The sequence below is a fragment of the Streptomyces sp. NPDC002825 genome (assembly GCF_040295385.1).
In the GTDB taxonomy this organism is placed as follows: domain Bacteria; phylum Actinomycetota; class Actinomycetes; order Streptomycetales; family Streptomycetaceae; genus Streptomyces.
Map to the genome: position 1 here is coordinate 53,027 of NZ_JBEOVH010000006.1, position 18,493 is coordinate 71,519.

General features: G+C 72.8%; 15 protein-coding genes. 4 read left to right on the forward strand and 11 right to left on the reverse strand.

Annotated elements, in window-relative coordinates; genetic code table 11:
• Positions 1 to 25: 25 nt before the first annotated feature.
• From ABT041_RS10305 to ABT041_RS10315, 3 genes are all read right to left on the reverse strand, one after another.
• Positions 26 to 1,633 (reverse strand): FAD-dependent oxidoreductase, encoded by a 1,608-nt coding sequence (locus tag ABT041_RS10305; protein WP_351182117.1) that lies wholly within the window; start codon positions 1,631 to 1,633, stop codon positions 26 to 28.
• Between the two features lie 157 nt (positions 1,634 to 1,790).
• Complete coding sequence (locus ABT041_RS10310) at positions 1,791 to 2,750, reverse strand: AurF N-oxygenase family protein (RefSeq protein WP_351182120.1); 960 nt, start codon at positions 2,748 to 2,750, stop codon at positions 1,791 to 1,793.
• The gene (locus ABT041_RS10315; protein WP_351182123.1) at positions 2,747 to 4,231 is read right to left on the reverse strand and encodes a flavin-containing monooxygenase; all 1,485 of its coding nucleotides are present in this window, start codon (positions 4,229 to 4,231) and stop codon (positions 2,747 to 2,749) included. Before ABT041_RS10315 ends, ABT041_RS10310 begins: the two co-directional genes overlap by 4 nt.
• Before the next feature lie 158 nt (positions 4,232 to 4,389).
• On the opposite strand from ABT041_RS10315, the gene ABT041_RS10320 reads away from it, so the two are divergent.
• Complete coding sequence (locus ABT041_RS10320) at positions 4,390 to 5,094, forward strand: TetR/AcrR family transcriptional regulator (protein WP_351182126.1); 705 nt, start codon at positions 4,390 to 4,392, stop codon at positions 5,092 to 5,094.
• A 125-nt stretch (positions 5,095 to 5,219) separates the two neighbouring features.
• Positions 5,220 to 5,813, forward strand: coding sequence for a DUF4328 domain-containing protein (locus ABT041_RS10325; protein WP_351182129.1), 594 nt, complete (start codon positions 5,220 to 5,222; stop codon positions 5,811 to 5,813).
• A gap of 83 nt (positions 5,814 to 5,896) precedes the next feature.
• Here the strand turns inward: ABT041_RS10325 and ABT041_RS10330 are convergent, their stop codons facing one another.
• A complete protein-coding gene (locus ABT041_RS10330; RefSeq protein WP_351182132.1) occupies positions 5,897 to 7,927 on the reverse strand; it encodes a calcium-binding protein in 2,031 nt (676 codons plus the stop codon).
• A 271-nt stretch (positions 7,928 to 8,198) separates the two neighbouring features.
• On the opposite strand from ABT041_RS10330, the gene thpR reads away from it, so the two are divergent.
• The gene (gene thpR / locus ABT041_RS10335; RefSeq protein WP_351182135.1) at positions 8,199 to 8,816 is read left to right on the forward strand and encodes an RNA 2',3'-cyclic phosphodiesterase; all 618 of its coding nucleotides are present in this window, start codon (positions 8,199 to 8,201) and stop codon (positions 8,814 to 8,816) included.
• Here the strand turns inward: thpR and ABT041_RS10340 are convergent.
• Both ABT041_RS10340 and ABT041_RS10345 read right to left on the reverse strand, forming a co-directional pair.
• Positions 8,777 to 9,703: a GNAT family N-acetyltransferase gene (locus ABT041_RS10340; RefSeq protein WP_351182138.1), complete on the reverse strand. Its 927-nt coding sequence runs from the start codon at positions 9,701 to 9,703 to the stop codon at positions 8,777 to 8,779. The two genes, thpR and ABT041_RS10340, sit on opposite strands and share 40 nt — an antisense overlap.
• 71 nt (positions 9,704 to 9,774) lie before the next feature.
• Positions 9,775 to 10,356, reverse strand: a complete 582-nt coding sequence (locus ABT041_RS10345; RefSeq protein WP_351182141.1) for a flagellar biosynthesis protein FlhF — start codon at positions 10,354 to 10,356, stop codon at positions 9,775 to 9,777.
• A 204-nt stretch (positions 10,357 to 10,560) separates the two neighbouring features.
• Here ABT041_RS10345 and ABT041_RS10350 point away from each other — a divergent pair, with 204 nt between their 5' ends.
• Entirely contained in the window at positions 10,561 to 11,115 is a 555-nt protein-coding gene (locus ABT041_RS10350) for a DinB family protein (protein ID WP_351182144.1), read from the forward strand.
• Between the two features lie 43 nt (positions 11,116 to 11,158).
• Here ABT041_RS10350 and ABT041_RS10355 read toward each other — a convergent pair whose 3' ends face one another.
• Genes ABT041_RS10355 through ABT041_RS10375 form a run of 5 tightly spaced genes read right to left on the reverse strand, consistent with a single transcriptional unit; the run spans position 11,159 to position 18,337 of the window.
• A complete protein-coding gene (locus ABT041_RS10355; RefSeq protein ID WP_351182147.1) occupies positions 11,159 to 13,963 on the reverse strand; it encodes a DUF5682 family protein in 2,805 nt (934 codons plus the stop codon).
• On the reverse strand, positions 13,960 to 15,081 hold the full coding sequence (locus ABT041_RS10360) for an ATP-binding protein (RefSeq protein WP_351182150.1): 1,122 nt from the start codon (positions 15,079 to 15,081) through the stop codon (positions 13,960 to 13,962). The genes ABT041_RS10355 and ABT041_RS10360 overlap by 4 nt, the downstream gene beginning before the upstream one ends.
• Before the next feature lie 12 nt (positions 15,082 to 15,093).
• Positions 15,094 to 16,443, reverse strand: a complete 1,350-nt coding sequence (locus tag ABT041_RS10365; protein ID WP_351182153.1) for a VWA domain-containing protein — start codon at positions 16,441 to 16,443, stop codon at positions 15,094 to 15,096.
• Complete coding sequence (locus ABT041_RS10370) at positions 16,440 to 17,834, reverse strand: hypothetical protein (RefSeq protein WP_351182155.1); 1,395 nt, start codon at positions 17,832 to 17,834, stop codon at positions 16,440 to 16,442. Before ABT041_RS10370 ends, ABT041_RS10365 begins: the two co-directional genes overlap by 4 nt.
• Positions 17,834 to 18,337 carry a hypothetical protein gene (locus tag ABT041_RS10375; RefSeq protein WP_351182158.1) on the reverse strand — a complete coding sequence of 168 codons (504 nt, stop codon included), beginning with the start codon at positions 18,335 to 18,337 and terminating at the stop codon, positions 17,834 to 17,836. Before ABT041_RS10375 ends, ABT041_RS10370 begins: the two co-directional genes overlap by 1 nt.
• Between the last annotated feature and the right edge of the window lie 156 nt (positions 18,338 to 18,493).

The following is an 18,493-nucleotide window of genomic DNA, read 5'->3' on the forward strand; positions in this document are numbered from 1 at the left end:
GTGAGGGAGTCGAACCGGCGGTGGGTCAGCGGGAGAAGAGCCGACCGGCGCGGTGGGGAACGCGGCCGGAGCGGGCCGCCGCGAGCAGGGCGTCCCTGTCCACGATCTTGACGCGGGGGCGGCCCCGGAGACGGCCCGCGGCGCGCTCCTCCTCGTCGATCGCCCGCCAGCCGTCGAGGTCGACGGCGTCCGGGTCCGCACCGGACGCCGCGGCACCGCCGACGGGGGCGGCGAGCAGCCCGGCCTCGAGGTCGTCGAGCAGTGCGGAGACGGTCTCCCGGGCACAGGACTTGTTGGTGCCGATGAATCCGCTGGGGCCGCGTTTGATCCAGCCGGCCACGTACACGCCGGGCCGGACCCTGCCCCGGTCGTGGGGCACGGTGCCGGTGGCCTCGTCGAACGGGAGGCCGGGGACGGGCCGGGCGCGGTAGCCGATCGCACGCAGCACGAGCGAGGTCTCGATGGTCTCGACGGCGGTCCGGGGGTGTGGTGCGGTCCGTTCGACGGTCAGGCCCGTCACACGCCCTCGGCCGACGATCCGCACCGGCCGCGTCCGGAAGCGCAGGACGATGCGGCGCCGCCCGGGTACGGGGTTCCGGGCGGCCAGCTCGGCCAGGACCTTCGTCTTGGGCGTGGCGTCCGCGGGCTGGTTCGCCGGCCATCCCTCGCCGAGGACGTCGATGCCGTCGAGGGCGGCGAGGGCGAGGAGTTCGGGCAGGGTGAAGGCGGCCTCGGCCGGTCCGCGGCGGCCGAGGACGACGACCTCGCGGATGCGGCTCGTGCGCAGCGTGGCGAGCGCCCGGTCGGAGATGTCGGTGCGGGACAGTCTTTCGGGGTCCGCGGTGAGGATGCGGGCCACGTCGAGGGCCACGTTGCCGTTGCCGATGACGACGGCCCGTTCGCCGTCCAGGGCGAACGGGGTGGCGCTGTGGTCGGGGTGGCCGTTGTACCAGGCGACGAAGTCGGTGGCGGAGGCGCTGCCGGGCAGTTCCTCGCCGTCGATGCCGAGCCTCCGGTCCGTGGCCGCGCCGACGGCGTAGATCACGGCGTGGTGGTCGCGGAGCAGGTCCTCGTGGTGCAGGTCGCGGCCGATCTCCGTGTTGAGCCGGTACGAGAAGCCGGGCTGGCTCTCGACGGCCCGGAAGAGCCGGGCGACCTGCTTGGTGTCCTGGTGGTCGGGTGCGACGCCCGCGCGGGCGAGCCCGTACGGGGTGGGGAGCCGGTCGTGGACGGTGACGGTGACGCCGGGATACCGGAGGAGTTCGTCGGCGGCGAAGAGGCCGGCGGGTCCGGCGCCGACCACGGCGACCCGCAACCCGGCCCCGGAGGTGCGGCGTTGCGGGGGCACGAGGGCCATCGGCGCCCGGTCCTCGTGCGGACGGTCGTCGTAGTAGGCGCGGTTGAGGGCGAGGAACGGCAGCTCCGCGTCGGTGAGCGCGGTGTGCGGCTTGAGCGCGTCGACCGGACAGGCGGTCGTACAGGCGCCGCAGTCGACGCAGGTGCGGGGGTCGACGTACAGCATCTCGGTCTGCCCGAAGCCCGGTTCGCCGGGGGCGGGGTGGATGCAGTTGACCGGGCAGGCGAGGACGCAGGAGGCGTCGGCGCAGCACGACCGGGTGACGACGTAGGGCATGGCTCTCCGTTCCGGGGACCTGCGGACCGCGCCGACGGCGGGCGGCCCGCGTCAGGTGCGTGCGGACCGCCTCGGCGCGTGCGTGGGGACCGCGTCAGGTGCGTGCGGAGCCGCCTCAGGCGCGTGCGGGCCGGCGTCAGGCGGCGTGCGGGCTGTGTCAGGCGGCGTGCGGGGCGGGCTCGCCGCGGTGGCGGGACGGGCGGCCGTCGATGTGGAGCGCCTTCCACACGCGCCGTGAGGCCCTGTTCATCAGGCCGATGTCCTCGGCGAGCATCCGTACGTCGGAGAAGAGGTCGCGGAGCATCTTCTCGCCGTCGGGCGACTTCCAGAAGATCTCCTTGATCACCCGGTGGGGCACGCCGATCGTCTCGGCGGTCTTCCGGTCGGGGACCATGATGACGTCCCCGAGCACCCGCATGATCACCGGGAAGGCGACCGACAGCGCTCCCCGGCGCGCCTTGCCGTAGCCCGGGACCTTGACGCGCAGGAACTCGTGGGCGAAGGAGATGTGCCGGGCCTCCTCGGCGACGTGGATCTGCATGAGCCGGCGCATCAGCGGGTGGATGTCCTCGCCGCCGCGCAGGATCGCCTTCTGCAGGTGGTCGATGGGCTCCTCGCCGGCGAGGACGCCGGTGAAGAAGGACTCGGGGACGAGGGAGCCGGCCAGCGGCAGGAAGCGGCTGAGGACGCGGAAGGAGCGTCGCCCGCCGGGCACGTCGGCGCCCGCCCGGTTCACGAACTCCTGGAACATCTGGGTGTGGTGGCACTCCTCCGTGACCTCGTGGGTGAGGTAGCGGAACTCCGGGTCCTGGTTGCGCAGCGAGAAGAGGTAGTCCATCACGCCGCGTATGAGGACGTTCTCGAACTGCATGCCCACCTTGACGATGTTGGCGTACCGCCACAGTCCGATGCGCGTCCGGACCTCCAACGGCTGCTGCTGGTACCAGGGGTGGCCGCCGAGCGGGTCGGCCGCGGGGAGGACCCAGCGGGGGTCCGCCGGGTCGATGGCGAAGTCGGGGTGGTCCCAGTCGATGTCGGTGAACGCGTCGAAGTGGATGTGCACCGAGGCTTCGGACAGGGTCCGGAGCCTCTCGTGATAGCTCTGCACGCTGGTCATCCACGTCCTCCTTCGGTGAGCGCGTGGTCGAAGCGGAGCGCGGGGTCCTCGATCGGGGAGCGCCGCAGGGCGCGGCGGTCGCGGTAGTAGTTGTTCCAGATGCGCCACGGGTCGCGGGTGCCCTGGCGGGGCATGATCGCGTCGCCGCGTGCGATGTAGCCGGAGGTCAGCGACTCGCCCATGACGGAGACGGAGGAGCGGTCGGTCTCGGCGGCGACAGGGGTGACGGTCTTGAGCCCGTGCCGGTCCATGTGGGCGACGAGCCGGCTGATGTAGTCGGCGGCGAGGTCGGCCTTGAGGGTCCAGGAGGCGTTGGTGTAGCCGATGATCATGGCCAGGTTGGGGACGCCGTCCAGCATCACGCCCTTGTAGAGCAGGTGGTCGCGGGTGACGACGGGCTTGCCGTCGACGGCGAGCTCCATGCCTCCGGCGAGCTGGATGCGCAGGCCGGTGGCCGTGACGACGATGTCGGCGGGGATCTCCTCGCCGGACCTGACCCTGACGCCGGTCTCGGTGAACGTCTCGATGTGGTCGGTGACGACCGAGGCCCGGCCGCTCTTCAGCGTGGTGAAGAGGTCGCCGCCGGGGACGACGCAGAGCCGCTGGTCCCAGGGCTTGTACGCCGGGGTGAAGTGGTGCATGTCGACGCTCTTGCCGAGCCGGGCCCGTACCGCCCCGAGGAGCACCTTGCGCATGAGGCGGGGGGCCTTGCGGCACAGGGCGTAGAGGCCGCGCTGCATCGCGATGTTGCGGGTGCGCCCGACCCGGTGGACGAGCGGGGCCGGGACGCGCAGCCGGCGGAGCAGGACCGACAGGGGGTCGTCCGCGGGGAGGGCCACGATGTACGTGGGTGAGCGCTGGACCATGGTGACGTGCGCGGCCTCGGGGGCCATCGCGGGGACGAGGGTGATGGCGGTGGCGCCGCTGCCGATGACGACGACGCGCTTGCCGGTGTGGTCGAGGTCCCGGGGCCAGTGCTGCGGGTGCACGACGGTGCCGCGGAAGCCCTCCTCGCCGGGGAACTCCGGGCGGTGGCCGGCGTCGTAGTCGTAGTAGCCGGTGGCGCCGACGAGGAAGCGGGCGGTGAGGACGTGGGTCTCGCCGGTGGCCTCGTCGAGGGTCTCGACCGTCCAACGGGCCTCCTCGCTCGACCAGTCGGCCCGGACGGCCCTGCGGCCGAAGCGGATGTGGTCGGTGACGCCGTGCTCCTCGGCGGTGGCCCGGATGTAGCGGCGGATGTCCGCGCCTCCGGCGAGGACCTTGGTGCCGTGCCAGGCGCGGAAGCCGTAGCCGAAGGTGTACATGTCCGAGTCCGAGCGGATGCCGGGGTAGCGGAACAGGTCCCAGGTGCCGCCGATGGCGGAGCGCCGCTCGATGACGGCGTACGTGGTTCCGGGGTTCCCGGCGAGCAGGTGGCAGGCGGCACTGATGCCGGAAAGCCCCGCGCCGATGATCAGCACGTCGACATGACGGTTCTCCATGTGCGTCCCTTCTGCGGCCGGTGGTGGCGGTGCATTCTCCCCACTCTCCCTGGCATCGGAATGTACCTGCGTCACCGCGTCCAGGATACCGGCGGTAACGTGACGTGCACCACCCTCCTGGCCCACCCCTTCACGGGCTGCCGGGTACGATCCACGCCGTGGCCGAGGACAGACACACACGCAACGACGGGCGCCCCGACGGCCGCGACACCCGCTGGACCGGCCACCGCGCCGAGCGCCGGGACCAGGTGCTCACCGCGGCCCTCGCCGTCATCGGACGCGAGGGAACGACGGTCAGCGTGGCGGCGATCGGAGCCGAGGCCGGCATGCCCCGCTCGGTCGTCTACCGGATCTTCCACAGCCGCGAGGACCTGGACGAGCAGATCCGCGCGCGGATCACCGACGAGCTCATGGCCGCCCTCTCCCCCGCCCTCGACCCCTGCGGCACCATCCGGGAGTCCATCGAACTCGCCGCCGCCACGTACGTCGGCTGGGTGGCGCTCCACCCCCACCTCCACCGGTTCCTCGGCACCGGCTCACCCGCCGTCACGGGCACCCGCACGGCCGTCGCCCTCCACCTCGCACGGCTCCTGGACTCGTACGCCGACCGGTTCCTCGACGGGGAGCCGGCGCCCACCGGCTTCAACCTCGACCTGGCGTTCGGCATGGTCGGCCTGGTGGACGGCGTGGTGAACCAGTGGGCCGCCCACCCCGGGTCGAGGAGCTCCCGCGAGGACCTGACGCGTTTCCTGAGCGACGCGCTCTGGGGCGTACTCGCGAGTTCCACCGCCCGCCTCGGCATCAAGCTCGACCCGGACCAGCCCATCGGACCGACCGGATCGTCACCCGACACCCCGGCCTGAGCCGGCCCGGGGGGGGGAAGAGCACCTGCTGCCGGACCCTTGGACGCTCCGGCAGCGGCCGCCTACGATGCCGGTGATCATCGCAGCCGTACCGGCGGGCGGCGGCACTCCGGGGGGATGAACCAGTGGACCAGTACAACGTGCCCGTCGGGCCCGCGGCCGTGCGCGGGCCCCGCTACCGCTTCCGCAACCCCGCCGGTCCGGCCCTCGTCGTCCAGTGCCTGATCGCCACGTCCGCCCTCGGTGAGGCGTACATCATCAAGACCGGCCCGGACGCCCCCTGGCTGAAGGACGGCAGCGCCATGCTCGGCGGCCTCCAGATCGCCTGCGTCATCGCCTTCCTGTTCTGGTTCCACCGCGCCCGCTGCAACGCCGAGGTACTCGCCCCCGGCACCCACAAGTACTCCCCCGCCTTCGCCCTCGGCGCCTGGATCATCCCGCTCGCCATGTGGTGGGTGCCGCGGCGCGTCACCCTGGACATCCGTCGGGCCGGAGGCCCGCCCCGTGACGCCTGGCTGATCAACGCTTGGTGGTTCGTCTGGCTCTGCGACGGCCCGGTCTCGGCCGCCGTACACCTGGTGGTGCTGCACCAGACCCAGTACGACAACCCGGTCGACCACGCCATCGGCATCCTGGACTCGATCCTGGCGATCGCCGTGATCCGCCGCGTCACCGCGGACCAGCCGGCCGGCCCCCTCCCCTACTTCAACATGACCTGAGAACCGCCCTGTCGCCGCGCCACGAACGGCGAGTGCCGCCGCCGCGGATGCGCGGCGACGGCACTCGGAGGCGGGAGCAGGGGTCAGGGGCAGCTGATGCGGCTGTCGCCCGGGTCGGTGGTGCAGGTGTCGGTGCCGGAGCCGCCGTTGGCGATGTCGTTGCCGGAGACGCCGTCGGTGGTGGTGAGGCGGTCGTTGCCGTAGTAGCCGGTCAGGGTGTCGTTGCCCGGACCGCCGTTGAGGGTGTCGTCGCCGAAGCCGCCGTCGACGCTGTCGTTTCCGTAGTTCCCGTACGCGGTGTCGTTGCCGTAGCTCGCGCGGATGGTGTCGTTGCCGCCGAGGCCGCAGATGACGTCGTTGGAGTAGCCGCCGTTCAGGGTGTCCGCGCCGCTGGTGCCGATGATCGTGCAGCCGCGGGCGTTGTTCACCGAGGTGGTCGCGGTGGCCGTGTTGCCGGAGGTCACGGGATCCGGCTGGGTGGCACTGACGCTCGCCGTGTTGGTCAGCGTGCCGGTGGAACGGGGTTCCGCCGTCACCGTGACGGTGGCGCCTGCGCCGCGGGCGAGGGAGCCGAGAGCGCAGGTGGCGCCCGTCGCGGTGGTCGTGCAGGTGCCCTGCGAGGGGACCGCCGAGATGACGGTCGCGCCGGTGCCGGAGAGGGTGTCCGTGAGCGTGACGCCGGTCGCGGTGGCGGTGGAGGACGCCGCGTTGGTGACGGTCACCGTGTACGTGGCGCGGTCGCCGATGCTCACCGTGCCCGTACCGGACTTCGCCACCGACAGGTCCGCGTACACGGGCGTGCCGTCGCCGCCCTGGTAGCGCGCGAGGGCGAAGGCGAAGCCGGCCCCGACGCCGGCCGCGACGATGTTGCCGTCGGGCTGGACGAGCACGCCGCGGGCCTCGTCCCAGTCGTTGAAGCCGGTGACGACGAAGCCGTCCCCGCCGAAACCGGTGTCGACGGTGCCGTTCGGCTGGAAGCGGACCAGGCCGAAGTCGTTGGCCTCGGCACTGTTCGGGTCGTCGGCGCGGCCGGCGAGCACGATCTTGCCGTTCTGCTGGAGCGCCATGGCGTACGCGAGACCGCCGTCGCCCGGGAAGGCGACCGACGTGCGTCCGCCCGTGCCGAAGCCGGAGTCGGCGCTGCCGTCGGCGTTGTAGCGGAGCAGGGCGTAGCCGGCGCCGCCGGAGCCCGCGGCGAGGATCTTGCCGTCGGGCTGCACGGCCACGGCGTTGCCGAACTCGGTGCCGCCGAAGTCGGCGGTGACCATGCCGTCGCCGCTGAAGGTCGTGTCGAGCGTGCCGTTGCTGTTGTAGCGGGCCACGCCGATGTCGAAGGCGGTGTCGCCGACGTAACCGGCAGCGACGATCTTGCCGTCCGGCTGGAGGGCCATGCTCCGCGCGATGCCGCCGCCGCCCTGCGGCGAGGTGGACGTGAAGCCCGCGACCACGGTCCCGTCACCGCCGAGGCTCGGGTCGAAGTTCCCGAAGGTGTCGAGGCGTACGAGCGCGAAGCCGTCGCCGGCGGGCTTGCCAACCGCGATGATCTTGCCGTCCGGCTGCACGGCGATGTCGGAGCCGTCCGCGGAGCCGCCGAACTCGTCGACGCGCACGAGTCCCCCGTTGCCGAAGCCCGTGTCCAGGGAGCCGTCGGTGTTGTAGCGGGCGACGGAGAAGAAGCAGCAGCCTCCGCCCTCCTCGGCGAGCACCTCGGTGGTTCCCGCCACGACGATCTTGCCGTCCGAGGGCTGGATCGCGACGGCGTTGGCCGAGTGGGCGCCACCGCCGAAGTCGCTGGTCGTCGTGCCGTCGCCGCTGAAGGTCGTGTCGAGGCTGCCGTCGGTGTTGTAGCGGGCGAGCGCGAACCCGGCCTCGCTCGTCCCCACCACGACCAGCTTTCCGTCGCCCTGCCGCACGATGTCGTGGCCCTCGGCGTACCCCGTGACGGGGGTCGTCACGCGGCCGTCGGGCCCGAAGGTCGGGTCGAGGTCACCGGGGGCGGCGAAGGCGGTACCGGGCAGGGCGAGAACGAGCGTGAGGCCGAGCGCGAGCGGCGCGCCGGCCCTCCCGCCCGGTCTGCGGCGCCGTGCCGCCGCTCTGAGAAGTGCGTGGGTCATGGGTGGACGAACCTCCGTCTTCGCAGGTGAACAGTGTTCGACGGTGGACAGGGGGCAGCGGACAGCTTCGACCGGCAAGGCTCCGCGTACCTGCGGGCCGTGCCGCGCTGCGCCCCACTGGCCCTCGGGGAACCACCCCCGCGGGGGAGCGCGCGGGGGCGCGCGGTGTGGGGCGCGGGCCGGGTGGCGTCCCCGTCGCGGGGGGTGGGTGGGGCACCGCGTACTCTCACCTGCGAAGGCTGTGGGACAGACGGTGGGCAGGGAACGGAAGATGGCTGAGGCGCTCGGGCGGAGTGCGGAGTCCGGCGACGAGGACAGGGCGCGGACCGCGACCGTGCGGGTGTTCGTCGCGCTCGCCCCGCCGGACGACGCGAAGGACGAGCTGGCGCGCGAGCTGGGACCCGCGTACGAGGCGTACCCGCGGATGCGGTGGAACCGGATCGAGGACTGGCACATCACCCTGGCGTTCCTCGGGGAGCTGCCGGTGGCGACCGTCCCTCTGCTGCGGCCGCCGCTGGCGGAGATCGCGGCGGCGCACCGTCCGGTGGAGCTGGCGCTGCGCGGCGCAGGGCACTTCGACGACCGGGTGCTGTGGAGCGGGATCGACGGCGACGTCGACGGCCTGCACCGGATCGCCACGGAGGTGCGGACGGTCGTCAAGGAGTGCGGCATCCCCTTCGAGGACCGGCCGCTGCGCCCCCATCTGACGCTCGCCCGTGCCCGCCGCGACGATCCGACGTCCGTACTGGAGGTGGCCGGCGGCCTCGCCGGGTTCACCGGCCGCCGCTGGCCCGCCGAGCGCCTTCACCTCGTCGGCAGCAACTACGGCCGGGGTCCGGGCCCGATCCGCTATCGCGACATCGAGTCCTGGGCCTTCGCCCGGCGGTAGCCGTGGGTGCGGCACTCGCGCGTGAAGCCCAGTGAGCCGTACAGCTTCGCGGCCGGGAGGTTCTCGGCGTCGTGGTTGACCGTCACCCGCCGGAGGCCGAGTTCCGCCATGCGCCGCATGGACTCCACCATCACCGCCCGCCCGAGGCCGAGGCGGCGGAAGGCCTCGTGGGTGCCGACGGGTTCGAAGTGCCCCAGGCCGTTGCGTTCGTCGACCCAGTGGACGGTGAAGGCGCCGATGCGGCCGTCCGGGGCCTCGGCCACGATCTCGTGTGCCGGGTCGTATCCGGGCCGGGTCATCATTCCGTCCCGGTAGGCGGCGCCCGTCCAGTCGGAGCCGAACGAGGCGTTGCGTGACTCGGCGAGGGCTTCGGCGTCGTCGAGGGTGGCCGCCCGGACGGTGAACCCCTCGGGCACCACGACGGGAGGGAGGCCGGTCAGGTCGCGGGTGTTCACGTCGTCCCAGACCCGGAAGCGGGTGAAGCCCAGTTCGTTCAGCAGTCGTCCGCGGACCGTGTCGGTCTCGAAGAGGTCGGTGAGGACGTACTCCTCGTCGTCCTTCATGTGCCGCGAGGTGGTGTCGGCCGCGAACGTCAGCATCGCGCGCTCCGTGTCGGTACCGCGCAGTTCCGGCGCGCAGAACGCGTCGAACGCCGCCCCGAACCGCAGGCAGATCGTCACACCGCCGATCCGGCCGGCGTCCTCGTGCTGGTCCTCCCAGACGTGCACCAGGTCACCGACGGGGAGACCGCGCAGGTTGTCGTACACCCGGTGCGGGAGCTCGCCCACATGGTCATAGGCGTCACGGCCGGCGGTGGCGATCCACTCGGCCACGGTCTCCTGGAGGCGAGGCATGTCGGAGTGGAGGAAGGGGCGTGGTCTCAACATGATCGTCTTATAGCCTGGCCGATCGGGACGTCACCAATGCTTTTCCGCCCCGCAGGGACGATGTGCCGAGGTCAGCGCCCGTACAGGTTGCGGCAGAGGTCGGCCGCGCCCATGGGGGCCTGGACGGACTCGGCCTGACGGCACAGGCGCCGCATCTCGGGCGGCCGGGCGTCCGTCTGCCGCTGCGGGCGGGCGGGGGCGGGCCGGTGGTTCCGCGGCGGGTGGGGGACGGTCCTCGTGGTGGGCTTCCTGTACTCGGACTGCCCGGTCTCTGGATGCCCCGGCTTGCGCGGGGTGGTGTGCGGGCGGCGGTTCGGGGCCGTCCTGTGAGCGGGTGGGCGGCGGGCGGTGTGGGCCTCGGGGGCCCGGGTGGCCCCGTCGGCGGCCTTCCGGGCGGGGGTCTGCGCCGGCCGGGAAGCCGGGCGCGGGTCCGTGGCACCGAGGGCCTCGCGAGGGGCGGGTTCGGTGGGGACGGCCCAGGTGGGGTGAGAGGGCGAGGGCGGTGTGGGGAGCGGGGCGGGGGGACGGTCGGCCGCCGGGGCGAGTCCGCCGGGGCGGGGCGGCGGAGCCGGGGCGGGACCGTGCGGGACGGCCACGCATCCGGTGGCGAGGAGCGCGATGAGCAGGAGGAACGTGGTGTGGCGGGCGTGCATGGGAGCCACCGTGCCCGAGCCTCGACGGGCGGGGACGGCGGCTCGGCCCGAGTCCACCGTGACGAGTGAACCGGCGCCGTGCGTGGACGCAGCGACGCCGCCCCCTGCCGTTCTGTGCGAGCGGACGTTCGACCGCAGGGGGCCGCCCGCCTGCGGCCGAAGAATTCCGTGACGACCCGCCGTCGCGTGCACGAGGATGCGCACATGAATGATCATCCCGAGCGGTGGACCGAGGCGACCGTCTATCCCGACATGTGGGCGGACCCCGCCGACGACCCCCGTGACAACGGCGAGAGTCCGGAGGGCGAGCTCGCGACGCTCCAGGACTTCCTCTCCGGTTACCGTCTGACCCTGCGCATGAAGTGCGAGGGCCTGGATCCGGAGCAGCTGGCCCGGCGTTCCGTTCCGCCGTCGACGATGTCCCTGCTCGGCCTGGTCCGGCACCTCGCCGAGGTGGAACGGGACTGGATCACCTGGATCACCGGCGAACCGCTGCCGAAGGTGTACGGCAGACGGGACGCGGACTTCCACGAGGCCGTCGCCGACCAGGCGGTGGTCGACGCCGCGTTCGCCGACTTGGAGCGCGAGCAGGCCGCGGCCGACGCCGCCCTCGCCGAGCACCCGGACCTGGGCGAGCGCCTCCCGAAGGACGGGATCGCGGTGCGGGAGCTGATGGTGCACCGGATCGAGGAGTACGCCCGCCACTGCGGCCACGCCGACCTGTTGCGCGAGTGCGTCGACGGGCGGGTCGGCCAGTAGGCCGGGAGGCCACGACACACCGCCGGCGGAAACCGGGCCCCTGTCACCGGGCCGTGAGGAGCTCCGCCAGTGCCTCGCTCGTGGCCGGGTGCGTGGCGAGGAGGGACACGCCCCCGCCGGCCGCGGACGAGGTGCCCGTCGTGGTCCATCCCTCCGTGCACCCGAGGAGCTCCGCGAGCGCGTCGCAGGTCGCCGGGTGGGCGGGCAGGAGTGCCGCTCCCCGAGGAGCGGTGCTCGTCACAAGGGCGGGCGGGGCGGCCGGCCGGGCGTGCCAGGGCGGGACCCAGCTGTCCAGGGCCGCGAGCCGGGCCGGGAAGATCCGCCCCGCCTCCCGGATGAGCAGCGGGGCCAGTTCCGCCGCGCTGGAACGCAGGGTCGTGATGAGGACCGGAAGCCACGGCAGCAGTACGGCGTCGGGCAGACGGCCGAAGGCGTTCGACACGGCCTCCACCACCACGTCCGCGAGGCCCGGCACCGGCTCCAGGGCGTGCACGAAGCCGCTCAGGTAGCGCGGATAGGACGGTACGACGAGGGGGTTGGCGAGCAGCTCGTCGCAGCGTGCCCGCAGCTCGGCCCGGGAGAGCGTGCCCAGCTGCACCTGCGCCGCCCACAGCAGGGCCGTCTTCGCCGGGTCATCGGGATGCGCCTGGCCGACGGCCAGTTCCAGCTGTGTCCGGTCGCAGCCCAGGGAGAGCGCCAGGCCCTCCATGCTGAACAGGAAGCCGAGCATCGCCGCGACCTGCCCCACCGTGGCGTCCTCGTCGCGGAACGCCGTGGGCAGCAGCGTGCAGTAGTGCGCGTACCCGGTCCGGACGAAGGACTCGATCCACGGCGGAAGCACCGGCTCGCTGGTGCGGTAGTACGCGAGCAGTCCCCGCACCCGGCGCAGGACCTCCGGCGCCCCGTCGACCGTGCGCTCGCCGGCAAGGACGTCGAGGGCACGGTGGCCGAGCTCCTCGGCGAGGCGCCGGCCGCCGAGGTACAGCGTGGCGTCCTCGACGGCGGCGAGGACCTCGGCGGTCGTCGCCCGCGGTCCGTACGCGGTGCGGCGCAGGCGCTGTTCCAGGACCTGTTCGAGGCTCACGCCCTCGTAGCCGAGCTCGATGAGGGCCCGTTGATGGGTGCCGAGGGCGAGGTCCCAGGACTCCTGGATCGACCGCTCGCCGAGCCGCCGCTCCCCCATGACGGGCCGTGCTGCGCCGCCCGGCAGCAGGCGGCGCAGCATCCACAGGACGTCCGAGCAGGCCCTCAGTTCGGGCCGTGAGGTCATGTCGAGGAGGGCCCGGCGGACCCCGCGCTGCTGGAGGTTCAGCTCCAGGGGGGCGAGCCGGTCGTGGACGTCGCGGGCGAGCGGGGGCAGTGCTTCGTAGCCGACCTGGCCGATCCGGTCGCCGCCCATCATGATGTCGACGAGGCGGCGCACGTCCCGGCGCCCGGGCACGCTGTCCTTCTCGATGCAGGTGACCGCGGCGTCCTGGAAGTCGTACGGGGTGGGCTTGGCCCGGTCCCGCATTCCGGCGAGCAGGATCGAGGTCTCGAAGACGGCGATCGCGTCGGCGGTGGAGGCCAGGTAGCCGTTGCGGCGGGCGGCGCGGACGATGTCCACGGACCAGCCGAGCAGTTCGGTCTCGTCCAGGGTGTCGAGGACCGGCGGTCGCCGGAGGAAGCCGGAGAGGCGGTCCTCGGCGGGCGGTGCGGCCTCGGCCTCGGGGAGTGCGGTCGGCGCGGCGGTCTTCGGGCCCGTCTTCTTCGTATTCTTCGTTCCGGCCTGTCCGTCGAGGCGGTAGGGCTTCACGCGGGTGCGCTTGAGGTTCTTCGTCCACTGCGCCGCGGCGATGGACACGGAGCCGGAGGCGAGGCCGAACTGGGCCTCGATGGCCGCGTTGCTGGAGGGGATCAGCCCGTACTGCCAGGTCGTGGCCGTACGCGGGGAGATCTCGAAGCCGTCGCTTCCGTGCACGCCGAACTCGTCGACGCGGCTGGCCGCGTGGAAGGCACCGCAGACGTAGAGGCAGTCGGCGGGGTCGGTGCCGGTCGCGGCGAGGTGCTCGCGCATCCGGGTCCACATGTAGCGCTCGCGGTCCTCGTCGACGCGGACGCGGTCGCCGTCCCCCGGGGCGAGGCGCCGGAACAGGCTGCCGATGAGGAACATGACCTGGCGGTAGGTGTCGTGGTCGCTGTCGCCGAGGGGGACCTCGACGTACTGGTGCCACCACTCGGACCAGTGCCGCACCTTGCCGTGGCGCAGCAGGTGCTCCTCCAGCTCGGTGAAGCGCGGCCGCAGGTCGCCGATCTCGACGCCGACGGCCTCGCCGTGGAGTGCCGGCTCGGTGCCGCCTGCCTCGCGGGCGTCCGGCTCGTCGGCGTGATCGTGCCGGCGGTCCCACTGGAAGACGTGGTCGGAGGAGCGGTCGACGAGGACGAGTTCCACGCCGGGGGTGTCGAGGGCGTAGGCGATGGCCTGGTACTCGGCGGAGGCCTCCGTGATCGGGGCGACGACGGACAGGGGCGCCCAGTCGGGCGGGAAGCCGTCGATGTCGCTCGCGAACGCCTGCACGGCGACCGGCAGCCGGCAGTTGCGCAGCTCGGTGAGGAGAGGCGTCATGTCCTCGCACAGCTCCAGGTACACGACCTTGGGCTGCTTCTCGCGCAGCCGGCGGGCCATCGCGAGGGCGGAGGCGGGCGAGTGGTGGCAGACGGGGAAGATCTCCAGGGGTTCCGCGACGGCCCGGTCGACGTCGTCGACGAGGCCGAGGAGGATCTCCTCCAGGGCGTCCGCGCCTCCGGCGAACTCGGCCGCCGCCTCGTGGAGTTGACCGCGCAGGGCGGTGAAGGGTGCCCCGGTCACGACAGCTTCGCGATCGCTTCGCGGCCGCCCTCGAGGAACTCGGGCCAGGAACCGCCCTCCTCCTTGCCGCGCGGCTCGACGACGCCGTGCAGGTACTTGTTGAGGATGGCCAGGTCCTCCGGCTCGCGCCGGGCGAGCGTGCCGACCAGCGAGGCCGCGAGGGCCCGGGCGGTGAGGGTGCGCTCGCCGAAGAAGTTGCTGTGCAGGATCGAGTCCTCCAGGACGCCGATCTGCTCGGCGGTGGAGAGGGCGGACTCCAGCTTCTCGTCGTCGCTGCCGGCCGCGGCGGCGGAGGCCCGCAGGTCGGCGAAGCTCTGGAGGAGGACGTCGAGGAGGGTGGGCGGCACGTCCAGTTCGATGGCGTGCCGGCGGAGCAGCTCCTCGGTGCGGAAGCGGACGATCTCGGCCTCGCTCTTCTTGTTCGTCACGACCGGGATGCGGACGAAGTTGAAGCGGCGCTTGAGGGCGGAGGAGAGGTCGTTGACGCCGCGGTCGCGACTGTTTGCGGTGGCGATGACCGAGAAGCCGGGCTTGGCGAAGACGATGTTCTCGCCGTCGGCGCCGTCGAGTTCGGGGACGGAGATGTACTTCTCGGAGAGGATCGAGATGAGTGCGTCCTGGACGTCGCTGGTGGAGCGGGTGAGCTCCTCGAAGCGGCCGATGGTGCCGGTCTCCATCGCGGTCATGATCGGCGAGGGGATCATCGACTCGCGGGACTGGCCCTTGGCGATGACCATCGACACGTTCCAGGAGTACTTGATGTGGTCCTCGGTCGTACCGGCCGTGCCCTGGACCACCTGCGTGGAGTTGCGGCTGATCGCGGCGGCGAGGAGTTCGGCGAGCCAGCTCTTGCCGGTGCCGGGGTCGCCGATGAGGAGCAGGCCGCGGTCGGAGGCGAGGGTGACGATGGAGCGTTCGACGAAGCTGCGGTCGCCGAACCACTTCTGCGTCACCTCGCGGTCCAGGCCGTCGGCGCGCTCGGAGCCGAGGATGAAGAGGCGGACCATCTTGGGCGACAGACGCCAGGAGAAGGGCTTGGGGCTGTCGTCGATGGACTCGAGCCAGTCGAGTTCCTCGGCGTACTTGATCTCGGCGGGGGCGCGGAGCAGATCGGACATGGGAAGGGCCTCTCAGGTCAGGAAGGTCTTGAGTTCGTGGACGAGCTTGTCGATGTGGCCGGAGATCACGGGGGTGCCGAGCGCCTTGAACCGCTCGCGGAACCAGGGGTTGACCTCCTGGCGTCCCGAGCTGGTCACCGAGCCGACGGGGATGAACTTCACGCCGGAGCGGTGGACGGCCTCGATGCCCTCGAAGAGCGGCTGCGACCGGTCGAACTCGTAGAAGTCGGAGATCCACACCATGACGGTGTTCTTCGGCTCGGCGATCTTCGGCCGTGCCATGGCCATGGCCACCGGTCCGTCGTTGCCGCCGCCGAGGTTGGTGCGCAGGAGCACGTCGAAGGGGTCGTGCACCCAGGGGGTGAGGTCGATGGAGCGGGTGTCGTACGCGATGAGGTGGACGTCCACCTTGGGCAGCCCGGCGAAGATCGAGGCCAGGATGGTGCAGTTGACCATCGAGTCGACCATCGAGCCGGACTGGTCCACGACGACGATGAGCCGCTGGGGCGTGGTCCTGCGGACGGTGTGCCGGTAGTAGAGGCGGTCGACGTACAGCCGCTCCTCCTCCGGGCTCCAGTTGGTGAGGTTCTTCCAGATGGTGCGGTCGAGGTCGAGGTTCCGGAAGACGCGCTTGGGCGGGACCGAGCGGTCGAGCTCGCCGACGGTGGCCTTCTCCACCTGCGTCCGCAGCACCTCGGCGACCTCGTCGACGTACCGCTTGATGAGGGATCTGGCGTTGGCCAGCGCCACGCCGGAGAGGTTGCCCTTGTCGCGCAGCAGCTGCTCGATCAGGGACATGCTGGGGGTGAGCTGTGCGGCGAGCGCGGGGTCGGCGAGGACTTCGCGCAGGTGCATGCGGTGGACGAGGTCGGCCTCGATGTTGGCGAGCTCGGGTCCCAGGCCGCCGCCGTCGAGGGCGGCGCCCGCCGCCTTTCCTGCGCGCAGTCCGCCGGGCGGGCGGCCGTGCGCGCGCTCCAGCCAGCCCGCGTCCGACTGCCAGCGGGCGAGCTGACCGGCGGAGACGGTGCCGGAGCCGGTGGCGAAGACGTTGAGAAGCAGCTTGGAGGCGAGTGCGGCGCGCCGTACCTCGGCGGCCCGGTCGCGTGCGCCGTCCGGCTCGGGTTCCGGGGTCATCAGGCCGTCGAACTCGTCGGCCAGCCGGGGGTGGCGCTGGACGACGGAGTCCACGGAGGCGCCGGGGTCGAGCAGTGCGGACGGCAGCCCGATGTCCTCGACGACGGCGAGGCTCGCCGCTTCCAGGGCGGCCTGCTCCTCGGGGTCGAAGAGCCGGGCGAGCAGTCGCCAGTAGAGGACCTGCCTCCGGTTGACGTCGGGGTCCGGCGAGAAGGTCGCCTCGGTCATGAGCGCAGCAGCCTTCCCGCTCGTTCGCGCAGGACGGCGACCGCGTCCGTGGCCGCCTTCTCCGCGCGGACTCCGGTCTTGTCGGTGGTGCCGCCGGCCCACGCGCCCGCGTGGACGGCGACGGTCTTCTTCCGGACGGTCGTCTCGACGGCGAGGGGCTGGAGCAGGAACTCACCGGCGTCCCAGCGGAGGAGGCCCAGGCACGCGCCGGACGCGGCGATCGCCTCCGGGGTGAGCGGTCCGGCGGCCGGTCCGCGGTCGGTGTCCACGGCCAGCCGGTGGCCCGCGACGGTGAACGTCAGCGGTCCGTCGTCCTCGCGCTCCGCCGCGTACCCCTCCAGGAGGACGGGCACGGCGACACGTACCGGGTGGCGGTCCAGCGGTGCCGTGACCGGGTCGGTCGCGGTGGCGAGGACGACCCTGGCCGTGGCGAAGGGGTCGGCGGGCTCCCCCGCGCGGGCGCGCTCGTCGTCCCAGACGAGGTCGCCTTCTGCGGTGACGGGCATGCCGTCGATCTCCATCGCGAGGCCCTCGCTCACGGCGGTGAGGAGCGACATGCGCGGCCGGAGCAGCTGCCAGAGCCCGGCGCCGACGACGGTGTCGGGCTTGGGCGCGGACACCGCAGCGCGGACCAGGCGCGGCGCCGTACCGTCGGCCGGTTCGAACACCGCGTGGACCTGGGCCTGTACGGCGGTGGCGTGCTCCTGTACGTCGACGCCGAGGGGCAGCAGCCGACCGGTCGCGGTGGACCCGGCCTGGGTGCGGGCGGCTCCGGGCAGGGTGAGGAGCAGGGCGCGCGCCCACAGGTCGGCCCAGCGGCGCACCGGGATCCGGTCCAGGGTGGCGCCGGGGCAGGAGGCGGCGAGTTCGGCGGAGAAGCCGTCGAGCAGGGTGGCCTGGCGGCGGAGCGCGGGGTCCGGGAGCATCGCGGAGACCACGGGCGCGGCGCCGCCGACGAGTTCGTGGTCGATGCTCTGCCAGCCCGAGCGGGCGAGGTCGCAGAGCCAGGCGCGGGCGGCGCCGAGCACGTTCGCGGCGGGCTCCTCGCCGGCCGTCGGCCGTGCGGGCTCCTCGGGCTTCGGGCGGCCGGTGACGTCCGCGACGCGGGCCGTCAGGGCGTCGTGGACGGAGCCCATGAGCGCGGTGCGGGCGGCGGCGAGCGCGAGGAAGTGGTCCTCGCCGGCGGCGCCGGCCATGGCCTTGTCGGCTGCCTCGGCGACGAGGGAGGCGAGCGGGGTGCCGGCGAGGGCGTCCGCGAGGGCGGCGAGTCCGGCGGTCTGGGCGGGCTGGGGGCGGAGCAGGCCGGCGACGAGTGCGTCGTCGAAGGCGTCCACGGCGGCCAGCGCCTCGTCGAGTCCGTCGACGGGGTCGGCGAGCAGGTCGGTACGCATCAGGCGACCGCCCTCGTCGGCGGGAACCACTGCATGTCGGGCAGCGGCTCGGTGACCGGCTCCAGTTCGAGGTAGGCGAGGTGCCGCAGGAAGCGGCTGAAGACGGGGGCGGCGGCCGAGGTGTCGCCCTGCGCGGGGCGCGTGGCGGTCATCGCCTCGACGAGCGTCCCGGCGTCGGGCTCCCGGCCGGGCGTCTCGGCCTTGAGGTAGCGGGCGACGCGCTGCGCGCCGTACTGGAGGACGGCCTCGGTGACGAGTGCGCGGATGTGGTTGCAGTAGGAGCCGCGCGCGCCGCCGCAGGGGCGGTTGTTGTTAGTGCTGCATGCGAACGCGTACGTCCCGGCGACGATGGAGGACACGTACACGCGCCCTATGTCGGAGCCGCTGGACACGACGCCCTGCAGGCGTCCGTCGGCCAGTTCGACGAACGGCACCTTCGCGAGTTTCCGCGGCCGCGCGGGCGGTACCACCCGTGCCGCGCTCGACCTCTCCCAGACCGGCAACGCACTTCTCCCATGCACGTCGAAGGGGGTGTTCACGCCGGAGCGGCGGAACATCGACAACGTATCCCCGCCCACTGACAACGCGTTCGGACGCGGGGAACGGCCGGGATCTCGGCGCGTGGGTGAGGGCTCTCCCGGCGCGTGGGGCCGGGTGCC

Bases quoted from the DNA above. Each gene is read 5' to 3' on its own strand.
- ABT041_RS10305 (WP_351182117.1), bottom strand. From the start codon at position 1,633: ATGCCCTACGTCGTCACCCGGTCGTGCTGCGCCGACGCCTCCTGCGTC.
- ABT041_RS10340 (WP_351182138.1), bottom strand. From the start codon at position 9,703: ATGTTGAGACCACGCCCCTTCCTCCACTCCGACATGCCTCGCCTCCAG.
- ABT041_RS10315 (WP_351182123.1), bottom strand. From the start codon at position 4,231: ATGGAGAACCGTCATGTCGACGTGCTGATCATCGGCGCGGGGCTTTCC.
- thpR (WP_351182135.1), top strand. From the start codon at position 8,199: ATGGCTGAGGCGCTCGGGCGGAGTGCGGAGTCCGGCGACGAGGACAGG.
- ABT041_RS10350 (WP_351182144.1), top strand. From the start codon at position 10,561: ATGAATGATCATCCCGAGCGGTGGACCGAGGCGACCGTCTATCCCGAC.
- ABT041_RS10345 (WP_351182141.1), bottom strand. From the start codon at position 10,356: ATGCACGCCCGCCACACCACGTTCCTCCTGCTCATCGCGCTCCTCGCC.
- ABT041_RS10310 (WP_351182120.1), bottom strand. From the start codon at position 2,750: ATGACCAGCGTGCAGAGCTATCACGAGAGGCTCCGGACCCTGTCCGAA.
- ABT041_RS10360 (WP_351182150.1), bottom strand. From the start codon at position 15,081: ATGTCCGATCTGCTCCGCGCCCCCGCCGAGATCAAGTACGCCGAGGAA.
- ABT041_RS10365 (WP_351182153.1), bottom strand. From the start codon at position 16,443: ATGACCGAGGCGACCTTCTCGCCGGACCCCGACGTCAACCGGAGGCAG.
- ABT041_RS10370 (WP_351182155.1), bottom strand. From the start codon at position 17,834: ATGCGTACCGACCTGCTCGCCGACCCCGTCGACGGACTCGACGAGGCG.
- ABT041_RS10330 (WP_351182132.1), bottom strand. From the start codon at position 7,927: ATGACCCACGCACTTCTCAGAGCGGCGGCACGGCGCCGCAGACCGGGC.